This window comes from Leeuwenhoekiella sp. LLG6367-2.1, from assembly GCF_045055775.1.
Taxonomy (GTDB): domain Bacteria; phylum Bacteroidota; class Bacteroidia; order Flavobacteriales; family Flavobacteriaceae; genus Leeuwenhoekiella; species Leeuwenhoekiella aequorea.
On record NZ_CP159331.1, the window covers coordinates 1,883,390 to 1,895,847 of the forward strand.

8 protein-coding genes and 1 tRNA gene are annotated in these 12,458 nt (G+C 37.1%); 7 read left to right on the forward strand and 2 right to left on the reverse strand.

The features are described 5' to 3' along the window. Positions 1-114: 114 nt before the first annotated feature. A tRNA-Gln gene (locus ABVM53_RS08570) sits at positions 115-187 on the forward strand. Positions 188-244: 57 nt separating this feature from the next. Here the strand turns inward: ABVM53_RS08570 and ABVM53_RS08575 are convergent. Continuing rightward, entirely contained in the window at positions 245-580 is a 336-nt protein-coding gene (locus ABVM53_RS08575) for a hypothetical protein (RefSeq protein WP_371455158.1), read from the reverse strand. A 285-nt stretch (positions 581-865) separates the two neighbouring features. On the opposite strand from ABVM53_RS08575, the gene rimP reads away from it, so the two are divergent. From rimP to infB, 3 genes are read left to right on the forward strand one after another with little or no spacing between them, the layout of a single operon-like run. Beyond that, positions 866-1,330, forward strand: coding sequence for a ribosome assembly cofactor RimP (rimP, locus tag ABVM53_RS08580; protein ID WP_405325122.1), 465 nt, complete (start codon positions 866-868; stop codon positions 1,328-1,330). Between the two features lie 9 nt (positions 1,331-1,339). Next, the gene (nusA, locus tag ABVM53_RS08585) at positions 1,340-2,572 is read left to right on the forward strand and encodes a transcription termination factor NusA (RefSeq protein ID WP_128756375.1); all 1,233 of its coding nucleotides are present in this window, start codon (positions 1,340-1,342) and stop codon (positions 2,570-2,572) included. Positions 2,573-2,624: 52 nt separating this feature from the next. Beyond that, entirely contained in the window at positions 2,625-5,465 is a 2,841-nt protein-coding gene (gene infB, locus ABVM53_RS08590) for a translation initiation factor IF-2 (RefSeq protein ID WP_405325126.1), read from the forward strand. Positions 5,466-5,543: 78 nt separating this feature from the next. Here the strand turns inward: infB and ABVM53_RS08595 are convergent, their stop codons facing one another. Beyond that, positions 5,544-5,930, reverse strand: a complete 387-nt coding sequence (locus ABVM53_RS08595) for an SPOR domain-containing protein (RefSeq protein WP_405325129.1) — start codon at positions 5,928-5,930, stop codon at positions 5,544-5,546. Between the two features lie 220 nt (positions 5,931-6,150). Between ABVM53_RS08595 and ABVM53_RS08600 the strand changes: the two genes are divergently transcribed. From ABVM53_RS08600 to nrfD, 3 genes are read left to right on the forward strand one after another with little or no spacing between them, the layout of a single operon-like run. Further along, entirely contained in the window at positions 6,151-7,494 is a 1,344-nt protein-coding gene (locus ABVM53_RS08600) for a c-type cytochrome (protein ID WP_405325132.1), read from the forward strand. Positions 7,495-7,552: 58 nt separating this feature from the next. After that, positions 7,553-10,645, forward strand: a complete 3,093-nt coding sequence (locus tag ABVM53_RS08605) for a TAT-variant-translocated molybdopterin oxidoreductase (RefSeq protein WP_405325134.1) — start codon at positions 7,553-7,555, stop codon at positions 10,643-10,645. A 31-nt stretch (positions 10,646-10,676) separates the two neighbouring features. Beyond that, positions 10,677-12,458: an NrfD/PsrC family molybdoenzyme membrane anchor subunit gene (gene nrfD / locus ABVM53_RS08610; RefSeq protein WP_371455152.1), complete on the forward strand. Its 1,782-nt coding sequence runs from the start codon at positions 10,677-10,679 to the stop codon at positions 12,456-12,458.

Sequence of the window (12,458 nt, forward strand, 5' to 3'; positions counted from 1 at the left end):
TTTTTCTTTTGAAATTTTTCTCAAAAAAAGATTTGCTGAACAAAAACTTTGTTTTAAATTTGCAGCCGCATTCGCAAGTCAGGTGAATGTTTTCTTTTAATAAGAAAAGGTCAATGGCCTATGGTGTAACTGGCAACACGTCTGGTTTTGGTCCAGAAGAGTCTAGGTTCGAGCCCTAGTAGGCCAACAAAAAAATCCGAATCATTTTGATTCGGATTTTTTTATTTAAGTCATTTAGATTGTCTTATGCTTGCTGATTTGCGGTTATGTAATAGAGCATATTAGTATAAAATGAAATGCCTTTAGTGTCTTTGGCAATGCAATCGCACAAGAAAGATTTAAGTTGAGATGATTCTATTTCTATTATGCTTTCAGAATTAGGAGATTCTGGAAAAATAGATTTTAAATGAATGCGCGTATTCGCTCCTTTATGTTCTAAAATAACTTCGGAAGCTTTAAAGAATTTCTTCAAGATTGCAATTTGAATACGTTCAGAATTTTTGGAGGTGTAATTTTCAGAGCAGTTTTGATCTATAATCTGAAACAGATTGCCTAAGATGTCTTGAGTAGAAGTTTTCATACCGATTATTTTTGAATTTGATCTAATTTAATCTTGTTTCTAGTTCTTAACTTTTAATGAAATGTTATTTAGAAAAGAATTAACTAAATATTCTTTAGGTTAATTTTAAATATTAAGAAGGTTATTTTAGTAGCGGTAAGTCTGTCAAAATGTTTTTTAGCTTCCACGTTTAGAATAGGATAGCTTTGGGTTTTTTAAACTTCAAAATTATTACTATATTTGCAGCGTTAATTAAGAAAAAAATTAAACGAGGGGACATTTAAAGTCCCCTCTTTTTATAGGATCATGTTGAAGGAAAAAGTAAAAACTCTTTTAGAAGAGGCGTTTGAGGAGTACAAGTCACTATTTTTAGTTGACCTTATATTTAAGGGAAATAACGAAATCACTGTTGTTATAGACGGTGACGAAGGTGTGACTGTACAAGATTGCATTAATGTAAGTCGTAAGGTGGAGCATAATCTAGACCGAGAAGAAGAAGATTTTTCTTTAGAGGTTATGTCATCTGGTGCTACAGAACCATTAATCAATAAAAGACAATACAAAAAGAATATAGGCAGAGATCTTGAAGTTAAGCTTCAGGATGGCTCTAAAGTAACAGGTTTTCTTACTGAAGTAGATGATCAGGGTGTGACATTATCTTGGAAAGAGCGTGTTGCGAAAGAAGTAGGAAAGGGCAAGGTGACTGTAGATAAAGAAGAAGTGTTTTCTTTTGACAGCATAGAGCAAGCAAAAGTTAAGATAAAATTTTAAGTACATAGCATGGAAAATATTGCGTTAATCGAATCGTTTTCAGAGTTTAAGGATGATAAACTAATTGATAGAGTAATGCTTATGGCAATACTCGAAGAGGTTTTTAGAAGTACGTTGAAAAAGCGTTTTGGAAGTGATGATAATTTTGATATAATTATTAATCCTGATAAAGGGGATTTAGAGATTTGGCGTAATCGTGTTGTTGTAGCTGACGGTGAAGTAGAAGATGAGAATTCAGAAATTAGTTTAAGTGAAGCTCATAAAATTGAACCTGACTTTGAAGTGGGTGAAGATGTTTCTCAAGAAGTTAAATTAATTGATTTAGGACGTAGATCTATTTTAGCATTACGTCAGAATTTGATTAGTAAAATCCACGAGCACGATAATACTAATATATACAAGCAATTTAAAGATTTAGAAGGTGAGCTTTATAATGCAGAAGTGCATCATATAAGACATCGTGCTATTATATTATTAGATGATGAGGGTAATGAGATTATCATGCCTAAAGAGAAGCAAATTCCTTCAGATTTTTTCCGAAAAGGAGAAAGTGTAAGAGGTATAATCGAGAGCGTTGAGTTAAAGGGTAATAAGCCTTCAATAATTATGTCTCGTACCTCTCCATTATTTTTAGAGAAGCTTTTTGAATCTGAAATTCCAGAGGTTTTTGATGGTTTAATTACTGTTAAGAAAGTTGTGAGAATACCAGGCGAGAAAGCTAAAGTTGCTGTAGATTCTTACGATGATCGTATTGATCCAGTAGGAGCTTGTGTGGGAATGAAGGGTTCTCGTATTCATGGTATAGTTCGTGAGTTAGGTAATGAGAATATAGATGTAATTAATTATACAGCAAACTTGCAGCTCTTTATAACGAGAGCTTTGAGTCCGGCTAAGATTACGTCGATTAAGATAAATGAAGAAAATAAAACTGCCGAAGTTATGCTTAAGCCTGAAGAGGTTTCAAAAGCAATAGGTAGAGGTGGTCATAATATACGTTTAGCAGGACAGCTAACCGGATATGAAATTGATGTGTACAGAGAAGGAGTGGAAGAGGATGTTGAGCTTTCTGAATTCTCTGATGAAGTTGAAGCTTGGGTAATAGCTGAGTTTTCAAAAATAGGTTTAGATACCGCAAAAAGTATTTTAGAACAAGACGTAGAAGATCTTGTACGCAGAACAGACCTTGAGGAAGAAACCGTATTAGATGTGATGCGTATTCTTCGTGAAGAGTTTGAACAATAACTAGGAGTGTACAGGTTTTTTAGGTTAATTTTATAGCGAATTATAGCATTTTATGGCAGAAGTAAGAAACATGAGGTTAAATAAGGTATTACGTGAACTTAATATTTCACTTGATCGTGCAGTAGATTTCCTAAAGGAAAAAGGTCACGAAATTGAAGCGCGTCCTACCACAAAAATCTCTGCCGAAATCTACGAGGTTCTCTCTGATCAATTTCAGACAGATGCCAATAAAAAAGTAGCGTCAAAAGAGGTAGCTCAAGAGAAGCAAAAAGAGAAGGAGGCGTTGCGTTTAGCTCGTGAAGAAGAAATCGAAGAAAAACGCCAGACTAGAGAAACTCAGTCTGAGGTAATACGTGCAAAATCTAGTCTTCAGGGGCCTAAGCAAGTAGGTAAAATCGATCTAGACAAGCCTAGTAAACCTAAAGAAAGTTCAGAGCCAGTTAAGGCTGAAGAGAAACCAGAGGCTCCTGTTGAGGAGGTTGCTGCTCCTAAACCTGAAGCTGTTCCAGAAAAAGTGGTTGAGGAGGTTAAAAAAACACCAGAGGCTGTCGAAGAAACTCCTAAACCTAAAGTTGAGGAAGTTGCTAAAGAAGAGCCTAAAGTTGTTGAAGCTCCAAAAGCAGCACCTGTAGAGGTTAAGAAAGAGGCGCCTAAAAGGGAAGTTGTAAAACCTCAAGATCAAAAAGCCGAACCTAAAAAGGAAGAGCCTAAATTAGGTGATGACGTTTTAAAAACGGATTATAAGAAATTAGATGGCCCGAATTTTACAGGTCAAAAAATCGACTTATCTCAGTTTAAAAAACCTGAGAAAAAGAAAAAGCCGGTTGCTAATGATGATAAGAAGCGTAAACGCAAGCGTATTAGTAAAGCACCGGGAACTACTGGAGCTAATCCATCTGGATCTAACACGAATAACAATCGCGGTAAAAATACCAGAAATACCGGCGGTAATAGAAGAGGTTCAACTCCTGTAGTTAAGGAAGAGCCTACTGAAGAAGAAGTACAAAAACAAGTACGTGAGACCTTAGAAAAACTTCAGGGGAAATCAAGTAAAGGTAAAGGTGCAAAATACCGTCGTGATAAAAGAGATCAACATCGTCAGAAAAACGAGGATGAGCAAGCGCAGCAAGAAGCAGAAAACAAAGTTCTTAAAGTTACAGAATTTGTTACTGTAAGTGAAGTTGCAACAATGATGGATGTACAGGTTACTAAAGTTATTTCTGCTTGTATGTCTTTAGGTATGATGGTGACAATGAATCAGCGTCTAGATGCTGAAACATTATCTATTGTAGCTGATGAATTTGGATATGAAGTTGACTTCGTTAACGCAGATATTAAAGAGTCTGTTGCTATTCAAGAAGATGCAGCGGAAGACTTAAAGCATAGAGCTCCTATTGTAACCGTAATGGGTCACGTTGACCACGGTAAAACTTCATTATTGGATTATATTCGAGAAGAGAATGTTATTGCAGGTGAAAGTGGTGGTATTACGCAGCATATTGGTGCGTATGGTGTAACTCTTAAAGATGGTCAAAAAATTGCATTTTTAGATACACCGGGTCACGAAGCGTTTACAGCAATGCGTGCTCGTGGTGCTCAGGTTACAGATATTGCTATTATTGTTGTAGCAGCAGATGATGATGTAATGCCACAAACTAAAGAGGCGATTTCTCACGCTCAAGCAGCAGGTGTGCCTATTGTATTTGCGATAAATAAAATTGATAAACCTACATCTAATCCAGAGAAAATTAAAGAGCAATTGGCTCAAATGAATTTACTTGTTGAAGATTGGGGTGGTAAAATTCAATCTCACGACATATCTGCTAAAACAGGTGCTGGAGTTCCAGAACTTTTAGAAAAGGTTTTATTAGAGGCTGAAATTTTAGAGCTTAAAGCAAACCCAGATAAGAGAGCAAATGGTACTGTAGTAGAAGCATTCTTAGACAAAGGTAGAGGGTATGTTTCTACCATACTTGTAGAAGGTGGTACACTTAGAATTGGAGATTACGTTCTTGCTGGTACAAACAGTGGTAAGATAAAAGCCATGCAAGATGAGCGTGGTAAAGAAGTTAAAGAAGCAGGTCCATCTACGCCAGTATCAATATTGGGTCTTGATGGTGCGCCTCAGGCAGGTGATAAGTTTAATGTTATGGTTGATGAGCGTGAAGCTAAAGATATTGCTTCGAAACGTACTCAATTACAACGTGAACAATCTGTAAGAACTCAGAAGCATATAACGCTTGATGAGATCGGAAGACGTATTGCTTTAGGTGACTTTAAAGAATTGAATATAATCCTCAAAGGGGATGTTGATGGTTCTGTAGAAGCATTAACAGATAGTTTCCTTAAGTTATCTACAGATGAGATTGTAGTAAACATTATACATAAGGGTGTTGGTGCAATTACAGAAAGTGATGTGTTGTTAGCATCAGCGTCAGATGCAATTATTATAGGATTTAACGTGAGGCCAGCTGGTAATGCACGTCAAGTTGCTGATAAGGAGGAAATCGATATCCGTACTTATTCAATAATCTACGATGCGATCAACGATCTTAAAGATGCAATGGAAGGTATGTTGTCTCCGGTTATGAAAGAGGAGATTACTGGTAATGCTGAAATTAGAGAGACATTCAAGATTTCTAAGATAGGTACAATTGCAGGTTGTATGGTAACGTCAGGTAAAATATTCCGAAATAATGGAGTGCGTCTTATTCGTGATGGTGTGGTGGTTTATACAGGGGAATTAGCTTCTCTTAAACGCTTTAAGGACGATGTACGCGAGGTTGCTAAAGGATATGATTGTGGTATGCAAATCAAGAACTACAATGATATACGTGAGGGCGATATAGTTGAATCTTATCACCAGGTAGCTGTCAAGAAAAAGCTTAAATAATATAAGTAAGCTTATATAAAATAATAAACCCCCTGAAGATTCTTCAGGGGGTTTATTATTTATGGATCTTTTTGGTTTTTATCGTTCGGGCTTCATAACAAACGCATTCGGAAATAATTTCTGAATTTGAATTAACGCACGGTCTGCTTCTAGTCTGTTTCTAAAATTTCCTACCCAGACTTTATAATTTGGGCTTTCGTATACTATCTTAGGATTCCACTCGGTAAAGCGAGATCTGTATTTACTATGCACACTATTTGCTCCTGTAACAGTACCGTAATATAGTTGTACTTTATACCTATCTATTAGCTCATCGTCATTAGTCATTTTTGATTTAAGTGACAGTAATTCAGGTATTCTACTATCCTGAATAATATTTGAAGTAGCTGTTTGAGCATTAAGATTTGAGGTAATTATTCCGCCTAAAAAGCAGAATAATAGGGGTTTTAAGAAGGTTCTTTTCATAAGAAAAAATGTTTAAGCAAAAGTAATTGTTATAACTCAAAGTCTCGGTTATTTATTATTTAGAACTCGTATAAATTACCTTTTAACGCTTTGCTAACACTTCAAAAATCCACTTCTAAGTCTTACTTTTGCCATCAAATTTGTCGGCATTCTTGTGAGCCTTGAGACCCTTGGATTTACTCATAATGGTGCCGCGCTAAGATGACAATTCTATCATACTATGAAACAGGGTAAAAACCTTAATTCAGCTTTTCGATTTTCTTTAATCACATTAGCTTTATTGCTTTCGTTCTCTTCTTTTGTATTTGCTCAAGAAGCAGAACAGCCTGCTGAGGGTGCTGCGGAGTCGGAAACTACGCCAGCAGTTCAGGGAGGTGATCCGGCTGCCGGGAAAGCTTTATTTAATGCAAACTGTGCGGCTTGTCACAAATTGTATAACCGTGCAACGGGACCAGCTCTTTTTGAAGTAACTGAGCGTCGCGACCGTGAGTGGTTGTATTTGTGGATTAAGAATAACCGCGCGCTTATCGATGCTGGTGATCCAGAAGCATTAGAAGTTTATAATGAGTATAATCAAACTCCTATGAACTTATTTCCGCAACTGTCAAATGCAGATATCGATGATATTTTAGCTTATACAGATACGCCAAAGCCTGAGGCTGTTGCTCCTGCTGCTGGTAGTGCCGGTGCTTCTCAGGGAGGTGGAGGTGTTTCTACAACTATTATACTTGGTATATTAGCTGTGGTTCTTGTAATGTTAGTTGCAGTGCTGTTCTTGGTGAATAATACATTAAGAAAGTTTGCGGTTGCTCAAGGAGTTGAATTACCTGTGCAGGAAAAGAGAAAGCCAATTTATAAGTCATTTGTAGAAAATCAATTTCTTGTATTGGTTTCAGTAATTATATTGCTTTTAGGTGGTGCGTATTTTGCTTACGGGTGGATGATGCAGGTAGGAGTTGATCAGGGTTATGAGCCAATTCAACCAATTCATTATTCGCATAGAATACACGCTGGTGAAAACCAAATTGAGTGTAAGTATTGTCACTCTTCAGCAAGAACAAGTAAGCATTCGGGTATTCCTTCTCTTAATGTGTGTATGAACTGTCACAAGAGTATTTCTGAGGTAGCTGATAACACTTCTGAATTTACTTCTGTAACTGACGATTACTCAAAAGAATTTTACGACAAAGAGATTCAGAAGCTTTATAAGGCTACTGGATGGGATCCTGCTACGCAATCTTATACAGGAGAAACTCAAGCGGTAGAGTGGGTGAGAATCCATAATTTACCAGATTTTGCATATTTCAATCATTCTCAGCACGTAAGTGTGGCAGGTGTTCAGTGTCAAACATGTCACGGTCCAGTTGAAGAGATGGAAGTTATGTATCAATTTGCTCCTTTGACCATGGGATGGTGTATTAACTGTCACAGAGAAACAAATGTGAAGATTGATGGCAATCCTTATTATGAAAAAATTCACGAAGAGCTTTCTAAGAAGTATGGTGTTGAGCAATTAACAGTAGCTCAAATGGGAGGTCTTGAATGTGGAAAATGCCATTATTAAATTATAAAGTAAACGTGTTGTTTAATCTCGCGTTCCAAAATAAATAACAATAGATTTTATGTCATCAAACAAGAAATACTGGAAAAGTGTTGAGGAGCTAAATGAAAATAGCTCTATTGTTGAGGCGCTTAAACAGAATGAGTTTGCGCAGGAGATTCCTATGGATGAGTTTCTGGGCGACAAGAATTCGTTAGATGCTTCTTCTACTACGCGTCGTGATTTCTTAAAATATGTAGGTTTCTCAACTGCCGCTGCTACGTTAGCCGCGTGTGAGGGCCCTGTTGTGAAATCAATTCCTTATGTAGTTGCTCCAGATCGTATTACTGTGGGAAAAGCCGAGTACTATGCGTCTACAATGGCAGATGGTTTTGATTTTGCTAGTGTTTTAGTTAAGACACGTGAAGGAAGACCTATCAAAATTGAAAATAATAAAATGGCCTCCGCGTTAGGGGGTAATAATGCTCGCGTGCATGCTTCTGTATTATCTATGTATGATACTAAAAGATTGCAGGGGCCAAAAATTGATGGTAAAGATGTTTCTTGGGAAGAACTGGATGAAAATCTAGGTTCTAAGTTGAAGTCTTTAGGGGGGAAGAGTATTGTATTGTTGACTCAAACATTTGCTAGTCCGTCTACATCAAAACTTATAGCTGAATTTTCTGGAGCTTATCCTAATGTTAAGCATGTTACTTATGATACGGTAAGTGAGAGTGCTACTTTAGATGCTTTCCAAAGCAAATACGGTACACGTGCTTTGCCTGATTATGATTTCTCTAAAGCAGAGATTATAGTTTCATTTGGTGCAGATTTCTTAGGAGATTGGCAAGGTGGAGGTTTTGGACCGAGTTATTCAAAAAGTAGAGTTCCTCATAATGGGAAAATGTCTAGGCATATCCAGTTTGAAGCAAATATGACTTTGTCTGGCGCAAATGCTGATAAGCGTGTTTTAATGACTCCTTCGGAGCAGAAGAAAGCGGTATTGGCGATGCAAAACCTTGTTGCTGGCGGTAGTTCTAATACAGGTCTTTCTCCAGAGCTTGACAAAGCGGTTAAAGCTGCTGCGACTCAATTACGCAATGCTGGGAGTAAGGGTGTTTTTATCACTGGGGTTCAAGATGCAAATGCTCAGTTAGTGGCATTTTCAATTAATGAGTCTTTAGGTAGTGTTGTTATGGATACTGAATATCCTAAAATGACTCGTCAGGGTGATTCTAAAGCGGTACAACAGCTTGTGCGCGATATGAATGCAGGCTCTGTGGGTGCTATTTTGGTTATGGGAGTTAATCCTGTTTACAGTATGCCAAATGTAGCTGAGTTTAAGTCTGGGTTAGAGAAAGTCGATGTTCGTGTTTCTTTCAATATGAAAGAAGATGAAACTGGACTTTTATGTAATTATTTAGCTCCTACTCCGCATTATCTAGAATCTTGGGGTGATGTCGAAATTAAAAAAGGTCAAATCTGTTTAACACAGCCTACAATAAGACCATTATTTAGTACAAGACAGTTTCAGGATTCATTATTGACTTGGACAGGAAATACTCAAACTTATTACGATTATTTAAAGTCTAATTGGAGTAATTCATTTACAAGTTGGAATCAAGCTTTACATGATGGTATTGTTTCTGGTAGTATAAATACAGAAGCTGCAGATGAATATACTGCTGAGATGAGTAGTCATTCTGAACATGGTGCTATTACTATGGCTAGTGCATTAGCTGCACTTGCTCAGGAAGATAATACTGGGAGTGGTTTTGATTTAACGCTTTATACAAGTACTGGATTAGGAGATGGTCAACAAGCTAATAATCCTTGGTTACAAGAATTTCCAGATCCTATTACACGAACTTCTTGGGATAACTTTTTGACAATGTCAAAAACTGATGCCGATAAGTTAGGTGTTGAAAATGAAATTACCTCTAAAGGTGAGTTAAACGGTAGCTATGTTACGATAACATTAGATGGTGTTAAACTAGAGAATGTGCCTGTGTACATTCAGCCGGGTCAAGCGCCTGGTTCAGTAGGTTTAGCTTTGGGTTATGGTAAAACTGCTGCTGTTCAAGATGAGATGAAAGTAGGTGTTAATGCTTACTCTTTATATAAAGATTTTAGTGCAACTCAAAAAGTTGAGATAACTAAAACTAGCGGATGGCACGAGTTTGCTTGTGTTCAAATGCAAAATACAATGGCTGGTCGTGCAGACGATATAATTCGTGAGACTACGCTTGAAATTTTCAATACTAAAGATGTTCATGCTTGGAACCCTGTAGGGGAGGTTGATTACAACCATTCTGAAATTGAAGTTAGAGATAAGAATGCAGATATCTGGGAATCGTTTGATGACACCGTAGGTCCGCATTTTAATCTTTCTATAGACTTAAATGCTTGTACTGGATGTGGGGCTTGTGTTATTGCATGTCACGTTGAGAATAACGTTCCTGTTGTAGGAAAGCAAGAGGTTAGAAACTTTAGAGATATGCACTGGTTGCGTATTGACCGTTATTATTCTTCTGAAGATACCTTTGTTGAAGAGACTAAAACTCTTGAAGAATTACCTGCATTTGATTCATATGCTGTTGTAGAGGTTCAATCTTATGATAATCCTGAGGTTGCTTTTCAGCCTGTAATGTGTCAGCATTGTAATCACGCTCCTTGTGAGACTGTATGTCCTGTTGCTGCAATAGGTCACGGTAGACAAGGTCAAAACCAAATGACTTACAACCGTTGTGTAGGTACACGTTATTGCGCAAATAACTGTCCTTACAAAGTGCGTCGTTTCAACTGGTTCTTGTATAGTGAAAATGATGAGTTTGACTACAATATGAATAATGATTTAGGACGTATGGTTCTTAATCCTGATGTAACAGTACGTTCACGTGGTGTTATGGAGAAATGTTCTTTCTGTATCCAAATGACTCAAAAAACTATTCTTGATGCTAAACGCGAGGGTAGAACAGTAAAAGATGGAGAATTTACAACTGCTTGTAGTGATGCCTGCGATAATGGTGCTATTAAGTTTGGTGATGTAAATATGCCAGATTCAGAAATCGTAGAATTGAAAAATGATAAACGTAAGTATTATTTACTAGAGGATATAGGGGTAAAACCAAATGTATTCTATCATGTAAAAGTTAAGAATACTGCTGAAGCTTAAAATATTTTAAAATAAATATCAATATATTAATATGTCGTCACACTACGAAGCACCCATAAGAGAGCCTTTGATTCTTGGAGAGAAATCTTACCACGACATCAGTGTAGATGTAGGAGCTCCTATATTAGGAAAAGCCAATAAATCTTGGTGGATTGTTTTTTCTATAGCGCTTATCGCATTTTTGTGGGGTCTAGGCTGTATAGTTTATACGGTTACCACAGGAATTGGGGTTTGGGGTCTTAATAAAACTATAGGTTGGGCCTGGGATATCACTAACTTTGTTTGGTGGGTAGGTATTGGTCACGCGGGAACACTTATTTCTGCAGTACTTCTATTATTCCGTCAGAAATGGCGTATGGCAATCAACAGATCTGCAGAAGCAATGACAATTTTTGCTGTTGTTCAAGCAGGTTTATTTCCTATTATTCACATGGGACGTCCTTGGTTAGCTTATTGGGTTTTACCTATTCCTAACCAGTTTGGTTCATTATGGGTAAACTTTAATTCACCTTTACTTTGGGACGTATTTGCGATATCAACGTACTTATCGGTATCTCTGGTTTTCTGGTGGACAGGATTACTTCCTGACTTTGCAATGATAAGAGACCGTACTAAGAGTCCTTTTCAGCAAAAAATATACGGGATATTAAGTTTTGGATGGAGTGGTCGTGCTAAAGACTGGCAACGATTTGAAGAGGTTTCCTTAGTTCTTGCAGGATTAGCAACTCCACTTGTACTTTCGGTACATACTATTGTATCTTTTGACTTTGCTACTTCAGTAGTTCCAGGATGGCATAGTACCATATTCCCTCCTTATTTTGTGGCGGGTGCTATTTTCTCAGGGTTTGCAATGGTACAGACATTACTATTAGTAATGCGTAAAGTTGTTAACCTTGAAAATTATATTACGATTGTTCACGTTGAGTTTATGAACAAAGTAATATTGTTAACAGGTGGGATCGTAACTGTTGCTTACTTGACAGAATATTTTATAGGGTGGTACTCAGGTGTACCTTATGAAAATTATACTTACTTATCCTATGGAGCTGCAACAGGACCATACTGGTGGGCATTCTGGGCGCTTATTATATGTAACTTAATTGTGCCGCTTACACTTTGGGTGAAAGCTTGGAGAAGAAATATTGTTTGGACATTCTTCGTAGCTTTAGTTATCAATATAGGTATGTGGTTTGAGCGTTTTGACATTATTGTACTATGTTTAAGTAAAGACAGATTAACTTCTTCTTGGACAATGTTCTCACCGACATTTGTAGATATAGGTGTATTTGTAGGTACAATAGGTTTCTTTTTTGTATTGTTCTTATTGTATGCGCGTACTTTTCCAGTAATTGCTCAAGCTGAAGTTAAGAGTATTCTTAAATCTTCTGGAGAACGCTACAAGAGAATTAGAGAGTCGGGTGAAGATTTAGCTGGTACTGCAGCAGACAAACGTACATCTACTTATGCAGAGCGTACTTCTATTGCAGCTACTACTAATAATGATAATACATATCATCAAACAACTGTTAATGCAGATGTATTATTAGATACTGAGGCTAAACGAACTCAAGTGGATTTAATGTTATCTAGAATAGGTATTTATGATCCTGCAACGCAAACTGCAGATGACTTAAAACGTATCACAGGTATAGGTCCAATTCTTGAGCAAAAACTACATCAACTTGGTATTTATACCTTTGACCAAATGAGTAGAATGACAACAACAGATTATGATTTGTTAAATGAGATCGTAGCTGCAGAAAGAGCAGAGCGTGATGATTGGGCGGGTCAGGCACAAAAACTTAAACAATAA